Origin of the sequence: Lysinibacillus sp. GbtcB16 (genome assembly GCF_019091145.1) — a bacterium.
GTDB lineage: Bacteria > Bacillota > Bacilli > Bacillales_A > Planococcaceae > Lysinibacillus > Lysinibacillus fusiformis.
This window is the reverse complement of record NZ_JAGXJV010000005.1, coordinates 134,955-155,451: the sequence shown is the minus strand read 5'-3', so window position 1 is coordinate 155,451 and position 20,497 is coordinate 134,955. Positions and strand designations below refer to the sequence as shown.

Genomic DNA, 20,497 nt, shown 5'->3' with positions numbered 1-20,497 from the left:
TCTGATTATTCAGATTTTAACACAAATCAAAAGTCTTGTTAACTATCTTTGAATCAATTTCTTTCTTTCTGATCATTCAGCTTATCATTGCCTCATTTTAATCGTATAATGGAAGGACAGTCTTTTTTTCCTTTACTACAATTAATCCATATTCAACATAGCCATATATGAAGAAAGGAGTGAGGTGATGGCATTGTCAATATCGCAATTGGCTAAAGAGCATCAAGAATTCGTGTTAACTAAATTAAAAGAAGCTGAACATGATTTACATCCTTCCTCTACGGAAGATGAAGAACTAGTCCGTCGTGCTGTCTTTTCGGTTAGAAATAAGTCCATTATTTTTGACCGTTTTAATGGAGCCAGTTCTATATTATATGCAACTGTCCAGGATGTCAGACCCGCTTCTGTTGAAATTGATTTCACCAAGGAAGAGCTACGCTGTAGCTGTCCTCAGCCAAAATGGTGTCGACATCAGGTAGGTACTTTACTTGCTCTCTACCAGTACTTTGATTCAGTTCAAAATTGGTCGAGTGCTTGGCGTGCTCAAAAATCTGTCCAGTTAAAATCATTAGCTGATGAACGTAGCCCACAAAGTTGGTCAATGATGGTTGAGGAAGTAATGAAACGACTATTGCCACCAGGTCGCGTTTTAGAAGGCTATGGCCTTTCTGCTATAAGGACTGATGCCTTGGAGCGTCTTCGTCGACATATGCCTTTTGAGCGTGAATGGCAACCTCTTTATAAACTGTATATGGAGTTAGCTATTTTCAATACGATTTGGCGACATTTAAATGAAACACCTGGTCATTCATTGGATTCACCTTATATGAAATACTTTATTGATCAAAGCAGTCAATCGTTTGAGAGCATACTTACAGAGCTGACTAATCGGTCTCGACTTTTCGCGACTGATCCGTTTTATGATGCTCTTCAAGAGGAAGTACGGACGTTTTTATTAGAACGACATGGACTATTTCCAAATCGACTTCGCCTGTACATGCTACTTTGGGCGGTGCTTTTTTATGAAAAGCCTCGACGTGAGCAGGAATTAGATTATATAAATAATCTTGAAAACCTTTCAGCAGAAATATCATTAGAATCATTAAAGTTATTATTTTATGTACTCTTACAAAAAGAGGACTTACTACTTGAAAGTTTGACACATATTAAATTGCAACATATACAAGATCTATTTGAACTCGCTACATTTGCTCAACGTGCTGGCGAATCACATGCGATGGCTATTATTTTACGAGCAATACTGCCAATGACAGAAGCCTTTTTACAGGAAGTCGTACCAGTGGTACAACGCGCTCAGTATGTCCGTCAGTTTCAGCTTTTATTTGATGAAATACAGCTTACCGAGGAAGAGGAAGCCATTCTATACAGCGCCTTTGGAGTCTACGGCCTTCAACCATTCTCTTCGTTCTTAATTAAAAAAGGACGTTATCGAGATTGGGCAGCTCTTCATCAATTAAATCCTTCTTCACTATCTTATTTAGAGATGTGTGGATTAAAGGATGTGATACAAGTTGAACCCGCTACGGTTTTACCTTTATATCACGTATATGCCATGGCGGAAATTGCCCAAAAATCACGCATGAATTATAAGCAGGCAGTGCGCATTTGGCAAAGTATGCGTAGTGCCGCAAAACGGGCTGGTAAAATGGCTTATTTTGAAACGTATATACAAACAATTCGTTCAGAATATAAGCGACTCCGTGCGTTACAGGAAGAAATCGAGAAAGGAAACTTAGTATGATGACAATAAATGCCAATGCTCCTTCCCCTTTTTCTAAAACTCAACAGCTTCGTATTGATGTAGCTCGGGAAGGATATTTTACGTTGCGGGGCTTTACTGCAAATGGTACAACAATCGACGTAGAAACATTCAAATCTTCATTGTTCTTTACGTATGAGGCAAATATCTACGGCTTACTAACCAATCAGGCTGATTTAACAATCGAGGTGTCCACTGCTGAGCTTCTTGATATTTTTTCATTAAGCTATCAACATCCCTTTATCAGTTGGGTTGGTGTAAATGAAGATAGTAAAGAATGGCTCGGTAAAGTATTGGCGTTACAAGCTTATTGGCAGGAGCCCTCTCTTTGGTCACATGCTGTCATTGCAAAGGATTTTTCTTCACTATCCTTTCCTATAGAGAATATAGATTCTGCATTATTAGAAATGGCGGTACAGCAAAAACTTTCACAAGTTGGCCTAATACTTTCTGATTTACCAAAGCTATTGCCCTTTTTCTTGCGAGGTGGCTGGCCATTAGATCAAACTCGCCAAGTTGGTGCGATTACAGTCTCTTTACGATTAAGTGAGCCAGAAGAAGATTCAGATGTTTGGCTATTAGAAACGGTCCTTAGTACCCCTACTACCAAAAATTACTGGACACCTGCCATTCGTAAGCAGTCATTACTTATCGAAGATGCTCTACCTACAAAATGGCGAATGTTTGCAACTGAAATTGAGCAGCAACAACAACAAATAGCCGATCTACTATCTAAAGATGCGATCAGTAGCGAAACCTTTATTCGTGTGACACTTGAAGACATGGAGGTACGATCTTTTTTACGTGAGGATCTTGCCAGATTACAGGCACTTGGCTTTGATGTGGTACTTCCTGCATGGCTAAAGGATTTAAAACAATCCAAATTCCGTGTCCGTGTCACAACTAGCAATGCATCCACAAAAAAAGTCGCTGGATTAGATGATATTTTAACGTTCAAGTGGCAATTTTCAATGAATGGACAGACCATTTCGCCTGAGCAATTTAAAAAGTTAGTGGAGGAAAAGCGTGAATTTATTCGAATAGGAACAGAATGGTTCCGTGTTGACGCTAACTGGATGCAAGAAATGCGTGCTCTAATGCAGCAGGCAGAAAATGAGAGCTGGACTGTCCGAGAATTATTATTCAGAGAATTGCCTGAGGATTTATCTGCACCTCTTGAAGAAGAGGATGCTGAAGATGCGCTTCGGGATGATCCTATCTTTGCATTGGAGATACAACAATCGTTAAAGGCTTATATGGAACAGCTCTTAGATAAAAAGGGTTTACCTGCTGTGCCAATTCCAGAGTCATTACAAACAGAATTACGTCCTTATCAAATTGATGGCTTTGAATGGCTAGTCTTTATGCGTCAGCAAGGTTTCGGTGCGTGTCTAGCCGATGATATGGGTCTTGGTAAAACAGTACAGATGATAGCCTATTTACTTCATATATATGAAGCAATAGCTGATTATACAAAACCATCCATTATTATTTGCCCAACCTCAGTGCTTGGTAACTGGCAGAAGGAGCTTGCTCGATTCGCTCCTTCACTAATTGTCCATACTCATTACCAAACTAACCGTGCAAAAGATGATGATTTCAAAAAAATGATATCGATTGATCAGCCACATGTCATTTTATCAACCTATGGCACTGTGTCACAGGATACTGAATTTTTACAGGATATTGACTGGGCAACTGTTGTATTAGATGAAGCTCAAAATATAAAAAACATGCAGACCTTACAATCAAAAGCCATTCGTAAATTACTGGGTGATCATCACATTGCCCTGACTGGCACGCCTGTAGAAAATCGTTTATCTGAGCTTTGGGCTATCTTTGATTTTATTCATAAAGGCTATTTAGGTAGCTTTGGTCGCTTTAATGAAGAATTTATATTGCCCATTGAACGAGATGAATCTGAATCCCATAAACAAAAGCTACGCACGAAAATTCAACCATTCTTATTACGTAGGACAAAACGTGATCCGCATTTGCAGCTGAACTTGCCAGATAAGCTAGAATCAAATGAGTATTGTCCATTAACAGCCGAGCAAGCTTCTCTTTATGAAGGATATATTTTAGAGACGCTTGATCAGCTAGAAGAGTTAACAGGCTTTCAAAAAAAGGGACGCGTCTTAAAAATGCTCAGTAAATTAAAGCAACTATGTAATCATCCTGCCCTATATTTAAAGGAACCTTTCGAGGATGCCGAAACAATGCTTGCACGTTCGGCAAAGCTAGAGCGCATTGTGCAAATGGCGGCTGAAATTGTGGACAATGGCGAGCAATGTCTGATTTTTACACAGTATATCGGAATGGGACAATTGCTACAGCATTGTTTAAGTGAATTATACAATGTAGATGCACCTTTTTTAACCGGTGCTATGCCTAAGCAGCAACGAGACCGCTTAGTAGAGGCGTTTCAGGCAGGAGATTTCCCGATATTTATTCTCTCCTTAAAAGCAGGTGGAACAGGACTTAATTTAACAGCTGCTAATCATGTCTTACATGCAGATCGCTGGTGGAATCCCGCTGTCGAAAATCAAGCAACCGATCGTGCTTATCGCATCGGTCAAACACAATTTGTGCAAGTCCATAAATTTGTAACACTTGGCACAATTGAAGAAAAGATAGATAAAATGCTAGCGCAAAAATCAGCACTATCTGAAGAACTTATTCAATCAAGCCAGTGGTTGACTGAATTAGAGGATCAAGAACTTCGTGACCTCATTTCATTAGATATATATTAATGACAAGCGCCAAGGGCAAAAGTTCTTGGCGCTTTTTCAGTGGAACCATGTTTACTTCTCTTCTCTTCTCTTCCCTACTTACTTCATAAACATATTCAGTTGTGTTAAAAATTTCATTGCTGTGCGGTCTACAGCAACTTTTCAGTAAAAGTTCGTCCACATCATTCCTTTCTGTTACAACGGTGCAAGAAGATTAAGGAGAATGGCGGATCAGACAATAATTTTTCCTGCGCCGTATGTAGCATGCTATGGCAATACAAAATCTTTTAAGTCTTCCTGTTCATTCGGAGGAGGTGGCGTCACAATAGAAGCTTCGCCACTGTCCCTTTGTTTAAGCTGATAAAATCGAACATCTTCGACCACTACTTCTGTCATAAAAATTTTAGTGTTTTCTTCATTTACAAATGACCTTGTTTGAATACGGCCGTTTGCACCAATTAATGAGCCTTTCCCGCAATACTTGACAATATGTTCTGCAAGCCTTCCCCAAACTGTACAGAATATGAAATCTGTGTCTACTTCCCCATGACTATTTTTGAAATTGCGATTAATGGCAAGTGAAAAATGAGTCTGTACACGATTTCCAGATAAGTAGCGTAATACCGGATCTTTCGTAAACCTTCCGACCAGTCCGACTTGATTCATTCATTCACCTCCTTTGCTTTGGATTGCTCTCATCTTACAAAACGATTCCAGTATTAGCAAAATCAGAAAGTGATAATTTGCATCAATTCTTCAGCATAAAATAGGTAAATTACCTGTTTTATTTTTCTTTTATTTCTTATTTTTTCACCAGAATGCTTTAGGCAGTAATGGCAAATGCTATTTCATGAAATCAGCAATTTCGCATTTATTGAGATTAACGAGCAGGTGCGTATGACCAACAACCGTAGCCGTATGTGTTATACTAAAAGAATGACAGACTTAGGAGGAATATACATAATGAAAACATTTAAAATGCTTTCCTTTGACCTTGTCACAAAAGATGGCGTGCAACCATTCCCTTTAGTCGATGGTATTATTATTAATCAGGAAAATAGCCATCAGTCTTGGGTACTCGAATTGTTTATGGAAAAACAATATCGCTCAACCTTTGATGAGCTCTTAGCGAATGCTACTATTTTTAATGTACGTGCCGTTATTTCATTTCCCGATAATGAACCCGCTCCTTTCCAGGTAATCGTACATACTGTTCAAGAAATCGGTGACCATGTATCCGTACTTTTAAAAGGTACACTCAAGATAAAACGCTCTAAATATGCTGAACAATTGCTTTCTGAACTACTAGCTGAAGGTGTTTCTTTAGAACATTTACTGGAACGCTTTACAAAAGATATGAAACAGCGGCCAAAATTAAAGAATGACTGACGATGCAAAATTTTTGCATCGTTTTTTAACGCTTGTACAATCTTGGAAATTTTTCTGTTAGATGTGGGCTTGTAAGCACAGGTCTTTAGTGAACAAGATCATGAGTAGCGTAAAATATTATATTTCTATAGTTACTCCGCTTCTCGACTCATAAAAAAAGAGTGTTTTCCATATAGGAAACACTCTTTTGATATTATCGGTTGTTCATACCGTCACGATACTTCTCAGTGTCGTTGGCTTTTTCATCCACCATGTTGTCATTACGCTCAACACCGTTTACGCCATTCGCGTTTGGTACGTTGTCATAGCCATTTGTGCTGTTAATATCAGCATTTGACCCAGGCGTTGTTGCTTCAGGTAATGTTGTATTTTCATTTACAGTACCTCGTTCAACACCATTTACATTTCGATCGTATGCATCGTCTCGATTATTCGGATCCAATGCGTCCTCGACACGATCCACACCATTACGAACGTCAGTCTCTGCGTCTCTCACAGGATGATCTTCAACTGCATTATTTCCCCAGTTACATCCTCCAAGGAATACAGTAGCCAGAATAATGGTTAAAAATGACATTTTCCACATAGCAAAAAACCTCCTTTCTTGGTACTATGTCATCAAATACATCATGTGTATTTGTGATCTAACATAGATTGCCCGAGAAAGGAGGGAACTATCCGATTTTTGTTCAAACTATTTTTGTTTTTCTTTTAATAACTGTTCAATATATGCTGCTTCTGCTTTACAGTCATAGCTATAGTCTGTTCCTAGCTCTTTTTGCAATGCCTCGATTGTTTCAACTTGCTGTGCTGTTGGTTCTTCATTTAAAATTTTGGCAATGACCTCATCAATTTTTTGTGCCATCTCTTCATGAAACTCTGCACTCATCAATATTTCGGCTGGAATTTTTTCAATCCATGCTGCATTCTCTTGGAAATAAGTCTGCCAGCTTGCAATGAAGTCTTCCATAGAAAAGCGCTCTTCATCCCAACCAATACTTGCTAAGTATGTTTCAAAAGATGTTGAAATAGAACGAGTAATGCTAATTTTAATACCTGAAGACAATTCCTTATACATCTTAATAATCCTCCTACGTTTGTAAAACCTAAAAATTACATCTATTTCAATTCACAATCGCTTAATCGCCATCGCAATATAAGAACCTACTAGTCTCAATTTTTTTGACTTGACTTTATCTATTTTATATCTTGTGGTCTATAAATGCAAATTATGCTTGCTTTGGCTGCTCAGGTCCAATTGCAAATAGAATATCGGCTTCACATACAAGTTCTCCATCTACAGTTGCTATTCCATGTCCTTTACCCATCGAACCACGAAGTTTTACAAACTCCACTTCCAATTTAAGTTGGTCTCCAGGTACTACTTGACGTTTGAAACGACAGTTATCAACACCCGTTAAAAATGCCAAACGTCCTTTAAATTCTTCTGCATTTAAAAGAGCTACTCCACCTACTTGTGCTAATGCCTCTACAATTAGCACACCTGGCATTACTGGATATCCTGGGAAGTGCCCATTAAAGAAATCCTCATTCATAGAAACATTCTTTAAGCCTACTGCACGTTTTCCTTCTTCTAATTCAATAATGCGATCTACAAATAAAAATGGATAGCGGTGTGGTAAAATTGCTTGAATTTGCTCTGCTGTTAACATGTCATATCCCCCTCAAAATAAAGTATGTATACACAAAGTAAGGTAAAGAATAAAATTATTCTTTACCATGCATAATATCAAATATATGTTGCCATGTTTCTCTTTTGAAAATATCCATAGCATTTCCTTCTCCAATAACACTAAAGCCAACCATTGCGCCTAACGTTGCGGCAGCAACAACTAAGATGAGAACAATTACAATGCGTAACCAAATCGGAATCAGTCGGATTTGCACCCATCGAACCTCGCGTTGCTCTCCATTTGAGCGGCGTTCTTTCTTTTCTGGTTGCGTATCGGTTTCTTGTGTCGGCACAGAACGTCGACGTGAATCGTTTGTCATAAATTGTACTCCTCTTCATTCCTTGCTTTTTAGGATGACTTCCTATCGAATACCATTAATAAGACCAAGCATTTGGTCTGCTAATGTAACCGTTCTTGCATTGAATTGATAGGAACGTTGTGTTTGAATTAGTTCTGTCATTTCCTTCGAAAGGTTAACGTTGGACATTTCTAAAGTACCACCTTGCATGCCAATTTGCTGACGATTAGCACCTACTAGCTCTGTTAGAACCTCAGCTTGTGTAAAGCCAAGTTCAGCAAGGTTGTCTGGTAATCCAACATAAGAACCTGAAACATGTTCCATTAGTTGCGGTTTTTGGAATTCAGTAACCGCTAAATCCGTACGAATGATATCGCCATTTGGATAAGATGCTTCTAGTATACCACCATCTCGTACTGAAAATCCTTGCACATTATCTGGTAATGTAATAGCTTGTCCAGCAGCATTTGCCACTGGGTATCCCTCAGCCGTTACTAGCATAACTGTTCCATTATTTAGCGGCGATAAATAAAAGTCACCTTGTCGAGTATACACTGTTTCGGTTCCATTTTCACCATTTGGCATTAAAATATTGAAATATTGTTTTGCTGTTGTAAAGGCTAAGTCTAAATCTCGATTAGTCGTTTGCAAAGAACCTTGCTTTTGATTGGATTTAATTTGGCCAAGCATTGCGCCTGATCCATAGCGAATACCAACAGGTGTTTGTCGCTCAGCACGATCCAATTTGTCGTTATTAAACTGTTGATAGAGTAACTCATTGAAAGATGCTTCCTTCGCTTTAAAGCCTGTTGTATTGCTATTGGCGATGTTATTACTAATAGTATCAAGTTTATTTTGTAATTGGCCCATTGTATTAGTTGCTGTAATCATTGTACGTAGCATTTATAAAAAGCCTCCTGTTCTGTTTCGTCCATTAAATTTTACCGATTTCATTAACAGCTTTTTCCATGCTGCGATCATAAGCTTGTAATACTTTTTGATTGGCTTCAAATGCTCGGTACGCTGTCATTAAATCTGTCATGGCACGACCAGAATCTACGTTTGATCCCTCTAAGAAGTTTTGTCGTAGTGTAAAGGAAACACCATTCGCTCCATAGGCTGATGGCAGGTTTACGCCATTTTCTGTTCGAATAAGACCGTTATCTTGTTTCTGTAGCATATTCGGATTGGCAGCATATGATACGCCTACTCGCGCTACTTGCTGATTATTAACGTAAATGGCGCCACTTTCATCGAGGTGAAAATCATCATTAGGTAACTGGATTCGTTGTCCAGCATCATTTAACACATAAAGGCCTTGCCCATTTACTAAATAGCCTTGGCCATCCAAAGTAAAATTACCATTACGTGTATAGGCTTCTCCACCATCTGGATGTGCGAGTCTGAAGAATATTGAGCCAGATACACCCTCTTCATTTTGTGGTAAGTTTCCATCAATCAATGCCATATCTGTTGTAAAATCCGTGCTATAGATTTGGCCCTGTATGTAATTTGGTAATGTTTCTTGTAAATATGTCCCCGTATTTAATGCGCCTACTTGATTCATATATTCGGCACCAGCTTGTTGATTGGCAGGCGCATTTGTTTTTCCGATGCTAGACATCAGCATATCTGGAAATGAACGAATCGTTGATTGGTCTGCCTTAAATCCCGGTGTATTCGCATTAGCTAAATTGTTGGATAGTAATTCTGTTCTTCTTTGTTGCGTGATCATACCGGTTGCAACTGTATAAAAACCTTTAAACAAAGAGATCACCTCATTTTAATTTTATAAGGACGCTGGTACACGATCTATATTTTCGAGCATAATGCCTGTACCAATAGCTACACAATCCATTGGTCTTTCAGCAATGAAGACAGGTACCTTTAATTCTTCAATTAATAGTTGGTCCATACCATGTAAAAGTGCTCCGCCACCAGTAATAATAACGCCGCGATCGATGATATCAGCCGATAGCTCCGGTGGTGTTTTTTCTAAAACATTTTTTGCAGATTGAACGATCATTGCTACAGATTCGTGTAATGCACGTTCGATTTCTTCAGAATGAATAGAAATTGTACGTGGTAAACCTGTCACCATGTCACGGCCTCGGATATCCATTGTATCATTACGACTACCTTTGAAAACTGTTCCGATTGTCATTTTGATGGCTTCTGCTGTGCGTTCACCAATTAGCAATTTATATTCTTTTTTAATATATTGTAAAATATCGTTATCAAACACATCTCCTGCCACTTTAATGGATTCACTTGTGACAATATCACCCATTGAAAGAACGGCAATATCTGTTGTTCCACCGCCGATATCAACTACCATATTTCCGCTTGGTTGGAAGATATCCATGCCTGCACCAATCGCTGCTACTTTTGGCTCTTCCTCTAAATATACTTTTTTACCGCCTGATTTCTCTGCCGCTTCACGAATTGCCTTTTGCTCAACACTTGTAATATTCGTTGGACAACAAATTAGAATACGTGGCTTTGCTAAAAATCCTTTGACATTTAATTTATTGATGAAATGTCTTAACATCGCTTCAGTCACATCAAAATCTGCAATGACTCCATCTCTAAGTGGGCGAATTGCTGTAATATTACCTGGCGTTCTCCCTACCATTTGGCGAGCTTCTTCCCCTACCGCTAATACTTTATTTGTCTTTTTATCAATAGCCACTACAGATGGTTCATTTAGGACAATCCCCTTACCTTTAACGTGGATTAATACGTTCGCAGTACCTAAGTCAATGCCGATATCTTTCGAAAACATTTTATAATTTCTCCTTCCCGCCAGTTCCAACTACATAACGTTCATTTTATCTCTTTATCTAGAATATTTTATCATATTCTATTGGTAATTTCACCCTGAATTTAATGATAAAGACTGTTTTCTTTTCACGTTCTGGACGGCAATAATATAGTATTACTTTACCTTATACAAACTTATTTTATGCCTGTTCACACAACAAAAAAGAACGAATCAATCTTGACTCGCTCTTTCTTTCCACTTGTTTTTCGTTGCTTCTCCTCCGCGAATATGACGTACGGCCTTATGGTAGGCGAGTATTTCTTTCACTTGGTCAGCTAATCCTTCATGAATTGTTGGTAATCGCTCTGTTAAATCTTTGTGCACCGTACTTTTTGAATAACCAGTCATTTTCGCGAGGACTCGCACAGTCTCACGCGTCTCAATCAGTAATTCACCGAGGCGTATGCAGCGCTTCCGAATGTGCTCATGCACGTTCTTCGTCCTTTCCACACAATTTCACAAAATGCTTTGGCAATCAGATGCACATTTGCGCATTTCTTCACCTTATGTGAGGACAAAGCTATTCAGAACACGTTTTGCATTTTCCTAATAAAATGCTGATTTTTTATGCGTTACTAGCTTTTAGAATTAAAAAGCTAGTAATTTTTTCGGATTAATATATTTTCCGTCTTCAACTACTTCGAAATGCATGTGGACGCCAGCCGCTTGATTCCACTCGTTATCAGTCGCTTTTCCTAAAGCTTGACCTTGAGTAACCTCATCGCCTTCTTTTACAGCGATATCCTTTACAGAGCTATAATGTGTTTGCATGCCATTTGGATGCTCGATGACAATTTTATTGCCTGTAAATGCGTCTAGTTTTACTTCTAGTACTTTACCAGTCATTGCAGCTAGTACTTCAAATTCTTCACCATTCATAGCAATAGAGATACCAGAAGACGTTGTAAATGTTTGATTAAATACCATTAGTGCATTTTCACGAGACTCTTCATTCGCTTCTAGCTCATAAAACTCTTGTAAGATTTGTACTTTACTAAGGCTCTCTTCTTTGAATGGATACATCATGTTTTCAGTACGTGCATTTGTTTCTACAACAGGACCTGAATCAACTTCTGCTAAATCTGGTAACGGTGCCTCTTCTACTTTAGATACGAGACTATTGTAACCAAATAACAATCCTGCTAGAACTAGTGCACCACCTGTGTAAACTACTGGCCAAAACCATGGTTTCTTTTGTAACTGACCATTTTCCTTTTGATTTGGATTCTGGTTTTGAGAAGCTTTATTATTTTTATCCTCTCTCATTTTCATCACCTCTAGTTGCAGTGTGAACAACTAGAAGTTATTTTAAACATGCATCTATTTTTTTTATTTCAATATCTTGATAATAATAGTGTAAAATTTCAGCAGCAGTTTTCCCTTCATTTGCCATAGCCTCTGCTCCATATTGACTCATTCCTACTCCATGACCATATCCTTTAGTTTTTACATGAACCTTTCTAGTATTACCATTATAAACAATTGAAAAGTCAGTGGATGGTATTCCAAGAAACGTTCGAACCTCTCTCCCTGTCCAAACATTATTCCCTAACTGTAGACGCTCCACACGCCCTGAGTCATTGTAAAATAGCTGTATACGATTAAAATCACTAGCTTGCCATTGTATTGGCCATAATTTATTCCATTGTGCTAACGACCACTCTTGCTCTGCCTCAAATTTCGGAGATGTTTGATCTGAAACACTTGCAACACTTTGCAAATATGGAATATTATTTCCACTATAACCATAGGCACTTTCAGTTTGTCCATTACTTGTTGAATGAAACATAGCTGTAATTAAATCATTATTATAAAGAAGAACTTGTCCTTTCGTTTCATTGATGGCTTCGACAATTTTCTTTTCATTTCCCAGGAAATTGCTAGCCCAATTCGCTTTTCTTTGACTCTCATCATAGAAAACTTGCTTTGCTACAGTCGGTGCGATTGCTTTTTTACCGTAATTTGTCGTTTTTAATGCATAAGTACGTGCTGCAATTGCCTGTGCCTTCAATGCCTCCTTTTTAAAAGAAACAGGCATTTCTGCCGCTACTACCCCGGTTATATACGTCTCTAAAGGGATTTTTTCCTTTTGTCCCTCCACTTCTATAAATAGTTCACAAGCTTTTTCATCCGCTGTTGGAGGTTGCACTTCCTCCCGTCTTTCGCTTACCCCTAAAACAGGAAGCACATATAACGCTCCCAATAAACAAAGGACACCTATACTAATCATCCATTTTTTCATAAGGAATAATATGCTTGATACTATTTAGTTATGAGAAATAAAAAACCCTCTGCTACTGTAAGCAAAGGGTTTTAACATCATATTAGTTTGTAGGTAATTCAACAGAAATGTCTTCAGCTGTCACAACTTCTTCATCCGTAATACGTTCAATATTTGCCCCAAGAGAAGCCAATTTACCATGGAAATCAACATATCCACGATCTAAATGGTGAAGCTTTGTAACACGTGTAATTCCTTCTGATACTAAACCTGCTAAAATCAGTGCAGCCGCAGCTCGTAAATCCGTTGCCATTACTTCAGCACCCTGAAGCTGTACTGGCCCCTCAATAAACACAGAGCGTCCTTCTATTTTAGCACCCGCATTCATGCGACGGAACTCCTCAACATGCATAAAACGATTTTCAAATACGGTCTCTGTAATGATACTCGTACCTTCTGCAGTCAACATTAAGGCCATCATTTGTGATTGCATATCTGTCGGGAAGCCTGGATGTGGCATTGTTTTAATATCTACAGCTTTTAATGTCTGAGGAACACGTACACGAATACCTTCATCCAATTCTATAATTTCTACGCCCATTTCGCGCATCTTCGCAATCAAAGCTGTCATATGCTCAGGAACTGCGTTTTCGATGACCACATCACCCTTAGTAATAGCTGCTGCTACCATAAATGTACCAGCCTCAATGCGGTCGGGAATAATATGATGCTCTACTCCATATAATGTATCGACTCCTTCGATACGAATCGTATTTGTACCAGCACCAATTACACGACCACCCATACTATTAATGAAGTTAGCAAGGTCAACGATTTCAGGCTCCTTTGCAGCATTTTCAATCACAGTTGTCCCTTCTGCTAGAGATGCTGCTGTCATAATATTTTCAGTTGCCCCAACACTTGGGAAGTCTAAATATACATTTGCTCCTTTTAAACGACCCTCTGTCTTTGCCTCTACATAGCCATGACCAAATGAAATCTTCGCCCCCATTGCTTCGAAACCTTTTAAGTGTAATTCAATTGGGCGAGAACCGATTGCACATCCTCCTGGTAATGCAACACGAGCATAACCATTACGCGCAAGCAATGATCCCATTACTAAAATAGATGCACGCATTTTACTAACAAACTCAAATTGTGCTTCACTAGAAAGTTCTTTTGTTGCATCTATATATACGGCATTATCTTCAGGTATATATGTAACTGCTGCGTTTAAACTTTTAAGTACTTCGTTTATTGTAAAGACGTCTGCTAAGTTAGGGACTTCTTTAATTACATTTTCTCCCTTTGAAGCAAGTAAAGCTGCTGCCAGGATTGGTAACACTGCATTTTTTGCGCCCTCTACACGTACTTTTCCCTGTAGTTTTTGGCCGCCAGTCACTATTATTTTATCCACCCTATGTCCCTCCGAATTCAATCTATTAACCTACCGAATTTTTATTTTAATAAAGAAGTATAATGTCATAATCAGTAAACAAACAACTCTATAGTACAACTTTTTTAACGCCCATTCAAGCGTCCAAATCACTATTTTAAGGCATTATTAGATATTTTGCTATTTATTTATTGTACGCTATCAAATTTTTTTTGTGAATGACCAATAACCAGTTCGCTTCTAATACATACCCAAAGATGTATGAACAAAAAACAACTTTTAGAAGTTTTTTTATACATAGTTCAAAGGGCCACATAAATGTTATTATAAAGTCCTTTGAAGTATGTAGTGTTGAGGTGTAAGATTCGAATTGATATTGTCGAGGCTTTAAAATAAGTATGGAAGTTTTCCAGACCAGTTAGATATTTGTAGAAAGAAATTGGATACAGCAGAACCAATTGTAATACTCAATAAAATATAAATAAGTTGAATCTGAAATACTCTATTCTTCTTGAATAATTTTTCTGTCATAAAAGCCTGTAATGCGTAAAATGTAATAGCTATAAAAAACAAATGAGATAATATACCCAATAAAGCTTCTTGTCCTATTGCTTCATAAAGCTCCATTTTTCCCCCTCCAACTGTCCTTTAATTTAAGTACTTTAAAAAACGGGCAGATGCTATATCTGCCCGTTAAAAATGAATTAGATATTACCCTCATGAACGTTGATACGATTCAACGCACGTTTTAATGCTAGGTCAGCACGTTTGAAATCAATGTTGTCTTGTTTACCTTGAAGTCGTCCTTCAGCACGTTTAACGGCTTCTTTTGCACGTTGAACATCAATATTTACAGCAACTTCAGCAGAAGGCGCTAAAATAGAGATCTTTTCTGGACGAACTTCAATGAAACCACCGCTAACAGCAACAATGTCAGTAGAACCGTCTGCTTTTTTCAGCTTCACTGCACCAATTGCAAGTGGAGCAACCATTGGAATATGGCCTGCAAGAACACCGATTTCTCCTGAAGTTGTTTTAGCGATTACCATTGATACTTCAGAATCGTATACCGGGCCGTCGGGAGTGACAATATTGACTAGAACTGTCTTCATATTTTTTCCTCCTCGTCCCTAGTATTAAACCTCTACGCCCATGCTTTTCGCTTTTTCAACTACTTCATCAATTGAACCAACTAGACGGAAAGCATCTTCTGGTAGGTGATCCCATTTGCCATCAAGGATTTCCTTGAATGAACGAACAGTTTCTTTTACAGGTACATAAGAACCTTTTTGACCAGTGAATTGTTCCGCTACGTGGAAGTTTTGTGATAAGAAGAATTGAATACGACGAGCACGTTCTACTGTTTGTTTATCTTCATCAGATAACTCATCCATACCTAAAATTGCAATGATATCTTGTAATTCACGGTAACGTTGGATTGTACGTTGTACACCAGTAGCAATTGCATAGTGCTCAGCGCCTACGATTTCAGGTGATAATGCACGTGAAGTCGAAGCTAATGGGTCAACCGCAGGGTAGATACCCATTTCTGATAATTTACGCTCAAGGTTAGTAGTTGCATCTAAGTGGGCGAAAGTTGTAGCTGGAGCCGGGTCAGTATAGTCATCGGCTGGTACATAGATCGCTTGGATAGAAGTTACAGATCCTTTGTTCGTAGATGTAATACGCTCTTGTAGTTTACCCATTTCTGTAGCAAGTGTTGGTTGGTAACCTACCGCTGAAGGCATACGACCTAATAGGGCAGAAACCTCAGAACCTGCTTGCGTGAAACGGAAGATATTGTCGATGAATAAAAGTACGTCAGCACCTTGCTCATCACGGAAGTATTCTGCCATTGTAAGACCCGTTAAAGCTACACGCATACGTGCACCTGGTGGCTCGTTCATTTGACCGAATACCATCGCTGTTTGCTTGATAACGCCTGAATCGCTCATCTCGAAGAATAAGTCGTTCCCTTCACGAGTACGCTCACCTACACCAGCGAATACAGAGATACCAGAGTGCTCTTGTGCGATGTTATTGATTAATTCTTGGATTAATACTGTTTTACCTACGCCGGCACCACCGAAGAGACCGATTTTACCACCTTTGATGTATGGTGCTAATAAGTCTACTACTTTGATACCTGTTTCAAGAATTTCAACTGTAGTTGAAAGTTCTTCGAATGTTGGTGCTTCGCGGTGAATTGAATCACGACGAGCGTCAGCTGGAATCTCTTCACCTAAGTCGATTACTTCACCTAGTACGTTGAATACACGACCTAAAGTAACTTCACCAACTGGTACTGAGATAGCTTTTCCTGAGTCTGTTACTTCTGCTCCACGTTGTAAGCCATCAGTAGATGACATTGCAATTGTACGAACAGAATCATCACCTAAATGAAGCGCAACTTCTAATGCAAGAATTGTTGGTTCTTCATTAGGACGTTCAATCTTAACTGTTAGTGAGTTATAGATTGCTGGTAATTGGCCATTGTCAAATTTTACGTCAACAACTGGACCCATTACTTGAATAACATGTCCTTTATTCATTACTGTGTATCCTCCTATCGTATTCTTATACGACATTGGGAAGCTGGCCTATTCTAAGGCTGCAGCTCCACCAACGATTTCTGTAATTTCTTGTGTAATCGCCGCTTGACGCGCACGGTTATATTGCAATGAAAGGTCTGAAATAAGATCAGATGCGTTATCAGTTGCATTTTTCATAGCCGTCATACGAGAAGCATGTTCACTTGCTTTTCCATCTAATAATGCGCCATAAACTAAGCTTTCCGCGTATTGTGGAAGTAACACTTCAAGAATTGCTTCACCAGATGGCTCAAATTCGTAAGAAGCATTGCTGCTAGCAGGTGCAAGATCTGTTAATGGAAGAAGTTTTTTCTCTGTCACTTCGTTAGCAATAGCGCTGACAAAGTGATTATAGTACATATAAAGTTGATCATACGTACCGTCAATGAACATACCAACAGCATTACGAGCGATTTCTTTAATATCAGCAAATGTAGGTTGGTCCGGAAGACCGACAACATCACTGATGACATTATGATCACGTTTCACAAAGTAGTCACGTACAACACGACCGATTGCTAAAATCACGTATTCGTCTTTAGATTTATGACGCTCGTCAATTGTACGTTGTACTTGACGTAGGATACTTGAGTTGTAAGCACCTGCAAGACCACGGTCAGAACCAATGACTAAGTAAGCTGTTTTCTTAACAGGACGAGCAGTTAACATTGGATGTCCACTGTCTTTTGTTCCTGAAGCGATCGCGCCTACTACGTCCTGAATTTTTTCCATGTAAGGAACGTACGCTTTAGCGTTTTGCTCTGCACGACGTAACTTAGAAGAAGAAACCATCTGCATCGCTTTCGTAATTTGTTTCGTACTCTTTGTAGAATTAATACGACCTTTTATTTCGCGTAAGTTTACCACTGGTATTTCACCACCTTTTGTTTTTTAATCAAGTGACTAGCTCGAACTTATTCTGATTTAGCGAAAGTTTTTTTGAACTCCGTTAAAGCTGCTACGTAATCAGCATCTGGAGCAAGCTCTTTTGTAGTACGAACGTGATCTAAAACGTTTGTGTGGTTTGAATCTAACCAGCTTAAGAATTCACTTTCAAAGCGAACGATATCTTGTACTGGAATATCATCTAAGTGACCTTTAGTTAATGCATAAAGGATTGCAACTTGCTTTTCAACTTTAAGTGGTTTGTTTAGGTCTTGTTTAAGAACTTCAACCGTACGTTTACCACGCTCAAGTTTAGCTAGTGTAATTTTATCTAAATCTGAACCAAATTGAGCAAATGATTCAAGCTCACGGAATGCAGCTAAGTCAAGACGTAGTGTACCCGCAACTTTTTTCATCGCTTTAATTTGAGCAGATCCACCTACACGTGATACAGAAAGACCGGCGTTAATCGCTGGACGTACACCTGAGTTGAATAAGTCAGATTGTAAGAATATTTGACCATCAGTAATTGAGATAACGTTAGTTGGGATGTATGCAGAGATATCCCCAGCTTGTGTCTCAACGAATGGAAGTGCTGTAATAGAACCATTTTGATATGTTTCATTTAACTTCGCAGCACGTTCAAGTAAGCGGCTGTGTAAGTAGAAAACGTCACCAGGGTAAGCTTCACGACCTGGAGGACGGCGTAGAAGAAGTGAAAGTTCACGGTAAGCTGATGCTTGTTTAGAAAGATCATCATACACGATTAATACGTGCTTACCTTGTAACATGAATTCTTCTGCCATAGAAACACCAGCAAATGGTGCTAAGAATAGTAATGGTGCTGGTTGTGATGCAGCAGCAGTTACTACGATTGTATAATCTAATGCACCGTGCTTACGTAAAGTTTCAACTACACCACGTACAGTTGATTCTTTTTGACCGATTGCAACATAGATACAAATCATATTTTCGCCATCTTGGTTTAAGATTGTATCGATTGCTACAGATGTTTTACCTACTTGACGGTCGCCGATGATTAACTCACGTTGACCACGACCAATTGGTACTAAAGCGTCAATTGCTTTGATACCAGTTTGTAATGGTTCGTGTACTGATTTACGAGCCATTACACCGAAAGCAGGGCTTTCGATTGGACGAGATTTAGTTGTGTTGATTGGACCTTGTCCATCCACTGGTTGACCAAGTGGGTTTACAACACGGCCAATTAGTTCTTCACCAACTGGTACTTCCATGATACGACCTGTACGACGAACTTCATCGCCTTCTTTGATGTCTGTGTATGGACCTAAGATTACGATACCAACGTTACCTTCTTCTAGGTTTTGAGCCATACCCATAACACCATTAGAGAACTCAAGAAGTTCTCCAGCCATGGCGTTGTCGAGGCCATGAGCAAGAGCGATACCGTCACCAATACGGATAACTGTACCAACTTCGCTTACTTTAAGTTCAGATTCATAATTCTCAATCTGTTGTTTAATCAGACTGCTGATTTCTTCAGCCTTGATGCCCATGTATGTCACCTCTCACATTTCTAAATTATTAACCGATTAATTCACGTTTTAGGCGCTCAAGTTTGTTCGCTACTGAGCTATCGTAAATATGATTACCGATTTGAACACGAATACCACCAAGAAGTGATGGATCAATTTCGTTTGTAATGTTTAATGATTGTTTCCCTACAAGCTTCGCAAATGTTGTAGAAATATTAGCGCTTTCTTCAGCAGAAAGTGCACGAGTAGAGAATACTGTTGCATCTGCAGTACCTTGTGCCTTTGCAGCAAGCTCAGCATATGCATTTGCAATAAGCTTCACTTCGTTTACACGTTTTTTCTCAACTAATAGTTGAACTGTGTGTAAAACCTCTGGAGTTGCACCTGCAAAGATTTCAGCTACCATTTGTTTCTTACGTCCGATAGAGAACTTCGGAGCATTTAAAAGCGTTAATAAATCCGGAGATTCTTTAACAATCTTTGTTAGCTCGTTTAAGTCTGCTCCAACTTCAGCAAGAATATTTTTTTGTTGCGCTAATTCAAAAAGCGCTTGAGCGTAACGTTTTGCTACAGCTGAATTACTCATCGAGCTTCCCCTGCCTTCGCAATCGTCTCTTCAATTAGAGCACGGTTGTCTGCCTCAGAAATCTCTTTGCTAAGGACTTTAGATGCTGCAAGTACAGATAATGAAACGACTTCATCACGTACAGCTGCAATAGCTTTTTCTTTTTCAGACTCAATTTCACGTAAAGCCGATTCTTTCAAGCGGTTTGCTTCATTACGAGCTGCAGTAAGAATTTCATCTTTTTGTAGTTCGCCTTGCTTCTTAGCGCCTTCAACAATCGATTGTGCTTCCGTACGAGCTTCTTTAAGAAGGCTCTTTTGTTCTTCTAAAAATTGGTGCGAATCTTTACGCGCTTTTTCAGCTGCTTCGATCTCACTCGCTACTAACTCTTCACGTTGTTGCATGATGCCCATAAGTGGACCCCAAGCGACTTTCTTAAGTAAGAACATTAATACTAAAAAGATAACTAATGTTGCGATGATGTCTCCACTGTTGAACTGACCAGCGCCAGCACCTAGTACAAGATTATCTAAAAACACGATTGTTTCACTCCCTTCAAGAGCTTTAACTTCAACATAATTTATGGATTTAAAAAACTACCTATT

22 protein-coding genes are annotated in these 20,497 nt (G+C 38.9%); 3 read left to right on the top strand and 19 right to left on the bottom strand.

The window, feature by feature from the left end; all coding sequences use genetic code 11:
• Window positions 1–187 precede the first annotated feature (187 nt).
• Both KVT27_RS17860 and KVT27_RS17855 read left to right on the top strand, forming a co-directional pair.
• Complete coding sequence (locus KVT27_RS17860; RefSeq protein ID WP_217581698.1) at window positions 188–1,762, top strand: hypothetical protein; 1,575 nt, start codon at window positions 188–190, stop codon at window positions 1,760–1,762.
• The gene (locus KVT27_RS17855) at window positions 1,759–4,533 is read left to right on the top strand and encodes a DEAD/DEAH box helicase (protein ID WP_217581697.1); all 2,775 of its coding nucleotides are present in this window, start codon (window positions 1,759–1,761) and stop codon (window positions 4,531–4,533) included. Before KVT27_RS17860 ends, KVT27_RS17855 begins: the two co-directional genes overlap by 4 nt.
• Window positions 4,534–4,779: 246 nt before the next feature.
• Here KVT27_RS17855 and KVT27_RS17850 read toward each other — a convergent pair whose 3' ends face one another.
• Window positions 4,780–5,178: a single-stranded DNA-binding protein gene (locus KVT27_RS17850; RefSeq protein ID WP_036145272.1), complete on the bottom strand. Its 399-nt coding sequence runs from the start codon at window positions 5,176–5,178 to the stop codon at window positions 4,780–4,782.
• A 297-nt stretch (window positions 5,179–5,475) separates the two neighbouring features.
• Here KVT27_RS17850 and KVT27_RS17845 point away from each other — a divergent pair, with 297 nt between their 5' ends.
• On the top strand, window positions 5,476–5,901 hold the full coding sequence (locus KVT27_RS17845) for a YwpF family protein (RefSeq protein WP_025114753.1): 426 nt from the start codon (window positions 5,476–5,478) through the stop codon (window positions 5,899–5,901).
• A 193-nt stretch (window positions 5,902–6,094) separates the two neighbouring features.
• Here KVT27_RS17845 and KVT27_RS17840 read toward each other — a convergent pair whose 3' ends face one another.
• The 18 genes from KVT27_RS17840 to atpF all read right to left on the bottom strand — a co-directional run bounded on the left by KVT27_RS17840 (window position 6,095) and on the right by atpF (window position 20,431).
• Window positions 6,095–6,487 carry a hypothetical protein gene (locus tag KVT27_RS17840; protein ID WP_036145270.1) on the bottom strand — a complete coding sequence of 131 codons (393 nt, stop codon included), beginning with the start codon at window positions 6,485–6,487 and terminating at the stop codon, window positions 6,095–6,097.
• Window positions 6,488–6,595: 108 nt separating this feature from the next.
• The gene (locus KVT27_RS17835; RefSeq protein WP_008181355.1) at window positions 6,596–6,979 is read right to left on the bottom strand and encodes a hypothetical protein; all 384 of its coding nucleotides are present in this window, start codon (window positions 6,977–6,979) and stop codon (window positions 6,596–6,598) included.
• A 151-nt stretch (window positions 6,980–7,130) separates the two neighbouring features.
• Complete coding sequence (fabZ, locus tag KVT27_RS17830; RefSeq protein ID WP_036123078.1) at window positions 7,131–7,574, bottom strand: 3-hydroxyacyl-ACP dehydratase FabZ; 444 nt, start codon at window positions 7,572–7,574, stop codon at window positions 7,131–7,133.
• A gap of 55 nt (window positions 7,575–7,629) precedes the next feature.
• Window positions 7,630–7,914, bottom strand: a complete 285-nt coding sequence (locus KVT27_RS17825; protein WP_025114757.1) for a DNA-directed RNA polymerase subunit beta — start codon at window positions 7,912–7,914, stop codon at window positions 7,630–7,632.
• A gap of 42 nt (window positions 7,915–7,956) precedes the next feature.
• The gene (locus KVT27_RS17820) at window positions 7,957–8,796 is read right to left on the bottom strand and encodes a flagellar hook-basal body protein (RefSeq protein WP_036123074.1); all 840 of its coding nucleotides are present in this window, start codon (window positions 8,794–8,796) and stop codon (window positions 7,957–7,959) included.
• 31 nt (window positions 8,797–8,827) lie between these two features.
• Complete coding sequence (locus tag KVT27_RS17815; protein ID WP_217581696.1) at window positions 8,828–9,661, bottom strand: flagellar hook-basal body protein; 834 nt, start codon at window positions 9,659–9,661, stop codon at window positions 8,828–8,830.
• Window positions 9,662–9,682: 21 nt separating this feature from the next.
• Entirely contained in the window at window positions 9,683–10,678 is a 996-nt protein-coding gene (mreB, locus tag KVT27_RS17810; RefSeq protein ID WP_008180529.1) for a rod shape-determining protein, read from the bottom strand.
• Between the two features lie 210 nt (window positions 10,679–10,888).
• The gene (locus KVT27_RS17805; RefSeq protein WP_025114760.1) at window positions 10,889–11,149 is read right to left on the bottom strand and encodes a sporulation transcriptional regulator SpoIIID; all 261 of its coding nucleotides are present in this window, start codon (window positions 11,147–11,149) and stop codon (window positions 10,889–10,891) included.
• 156 nt (window positions 11,150–11,305) lie between these two features.
• On the bottom strand, window positions 11,306–11,983 hold the full coding sequence (locus KVT27_RS17800; protein ID WP_036123068.1) for a M23 family metallopeptidase: 678 nt from the start codon (window positions 11,981–11,983) through the stop codon (window positions 11,306–11,308).
• A gap of 37 nt (window positions 11,984–12,020) precedes the next feature.
• A complete protein-coding gene (gene spoIID, locus KVT27_RS17795; RefSeq protein WP_036222605.1) occupies window positions 12,021–12,959 on the bottom strand; it encodes a stage II sporulation protein D in 939 nt (312 codons plus the stop codon).
• Window positions 12,960–13,041: 82 nt separating this feature from the next.
• Window positions 13,042–14,355, bottom strand: coding sequence for a UDP-N-acetylglucosamine 1-carboxyvinyltransferase (murA, locus tag KVT27_RS17790; protein ID WP_036123063.1), 1,314 nt, complete (start codon window positions 14,353–14,355; stop codon window positions 13,042–13,044).
• A 366-nt stretch (window positions 14,356–14,721) separates the two neighbouring features.
• A complete protein-coding gene (locus tag KVT27_RS17785) occupies window positions 14,722–14,961 on the bottom strand; it encodes a DUF1146 family protein (RefSeq protein ID WP_008180537.1) in 240 nt (79 codons plus the stop codon).
• A gap of 77 nt (window positions 14,962–15,038) precedes the next feature.
• Window positions 15,039–15,446 carry a F0F1 ATP synthase subunit epsilon gene (locus tag KVT27_RS17780; RefSeq protein ID WP_025114765.1) on the bottom strand — a complete coding sequence of 136 codons (408 nt, stop codon included), beginning with the start codon at window positions 15,444–15,446 and terminating at the stop codon, window positions 15,039–15,041.
• A gap of 24 nt (window positions 15,447–15,470) precedes the next feature.
• Window positions 15,471–16,886, bottom strand: coding sequence for a F0F1 ATP synthase subunit beta (gene atpD, locus KVT27_RS17775; protein WP_025114766.1), 1,416 nt, complete (start codon window positions 16,884–16,886; stop codon window positions 15,471–15,473).
• Window positions 16,887–16,934: 48 nt separating this feature from the next.
• Entirely contained in the window at window positions 16,935–17,792 is an 858-nt protein-coding gene (atpG, locus tag KVT27_RS17770) for an ATP synthase F1 subunit gamma (RefSeq protein WP_008180542.1), read from the bottom strand.
• 47 nt (window positions 17,793–17,839) lie between these two features.
• Complete coding sequence (gene atpA, locus KVT27_RS17765) at window positions 17,840–19,348, bottom strand: F0F1 ATP synthase subunit alpha (protein WP_012292766.1); 1,509 nt, start codon at window positions 19,346–19,348, stop codon at window positions 17,840–17,842.
• Window positions 19,349–19,376: 28 nt separating this feature from the next.
• Window positions 19,377–19,913 (bottom strand): F0F1 ATP synthase subunit delta, encoded by a 537-nt coding sequence (locus tag KVT27_RS17760; protein ID WP_036145261.1) that lies wholly within the window; start codon window positions 19,911–19,913, stop codon window positions 19,377–19,379.
• On the bottom strand, window positions 19,910–20,431 hold the full coding sequence (atpF, locus tag KVT27_RS17755; protein WP_008180548.1) for a F0F1 ATP synthase subunit B: 522 nt from the start codon (window positions 20,429–20,431) through the stop codon (window positions 19,910–19,912). The genes KVT27_RS17760 and atpF overlap by 4 nt, the downstream gene beginning before the upstream one ends.
• Between the last annotated feature and the right edge of the window lie 66 nt (window positions 20,432–20,497).

Coding starts and splice junctions, on each gene's coding strand:
- spoIID (WP_036222605.1), bottom strand. CDS start 12,959: ATGAAAAAATGGATGATTAGTATAGGTGTCCTTTGTTTATTGGGAGCG.
- fabZ (WP_036123078.1), bottom strand. CDS start 7,574: ATGTTAACAGCAGAGCAAATTCAAGCAATTTTACCACACCGCTATCCA.
- KVT27_RS17840 (WP_036145270.1), bottom strand. CDS start 6,487: ATGTGGAAAATGTCATTTTTAACCATTATTCTGGCTACTGTATTCCTT.
- KVT27_RS17825 (WP_025114757.1), bottom strand. CDS start 7,914: ATGACAAACGATTCACGTCGACGTTCTGTGCCGACACAAGAAACCGAT.
- KVT27_RS17760 (WP_036145261.1), bottom strand. CDS start 19,913: ATGAGTAATTCAGCTGTAGCAAAACGTTACGCTCAAGCGCTTTTTGAA.
- atpD (WP_025114766.1), bottom strand. CDS start 16,886: ATGAATAAAGGACATGTTATTCAAGTAATGGGTCCAGTTGTTGACGTA.
- atpA (WP_012292766.1), bottom strand. CDS start 19,348: ATGGGCATCAAGGCTGAAGAAATCAGCAGTCTGATTAAACAACAGATT.
- KVT27_RS17835 (WP_008181355.1), bottom strand. CDS start 6,979: ATGTATAAGGAATTGTCTTCAGGTATTAAAATTAGCATTACTCGTTCT.
- KVT27_RS17800 (WP_036123068.1), bottom strand. CDS start 11,983: ATGAGAGAGGATAAAAATAATAAAGCTTCTCAAAACCAGAATCCAAAT.
- KVT27_RS17855 (WP_217581697.1), top strand. CDS start 1,759: ATGATGACAATAAATGCCAATGCTCCTTCCCCTTTTTCTAAAACTCAA.
- KVT27_RS17850 (WP_036145272.1), bottom strand. CDS start 5,178: ATGAATCAAGTCGGACTGGTCGGAAGGTTTACGAAAGATCCGGTATTA.
- KVT27_RS17845 (WP_025114753.1), top strand. CDS start 5,476: ATGAAAACATTTAAAATGCTTTCCTTTGACCTTGTCACAAAAGATGGC.
- KVT27_RS17785 (WP_008180537.1), bottom strand. CDS start 14,961: ATGGAGCTTTATGAAGCAATAGGACAAGAAGCTTTATTGGGTATATTA.
- mreB (WP_008180529.1), bottom strand. CDS start 10,678: ATGTTTTCGAAAGATATCGGCATTGACTTAGGTACTGCGAACGTATTA.
- KVT27_RS17860 (WP_217581698.1), top strand. CDS start 188: ATGGCATTGTCAATATCGCAATTGGCTAAAGAGCATCAAGAATTCGTG.
- KVT27_RS17780 (WP_025114765.1), bottom strand. CDS start 15,446: ATGAAGACAGTTCTAGTCAATATTGTCACTCCCGACGGCCCGGTATAC.
- KVT27_RS17820 (WP_036123074.1), bottom strand. CDS start 8,796: ATGCTACGTACAATGATTACAGCAACTAATACAATGGGCCAATTACAA.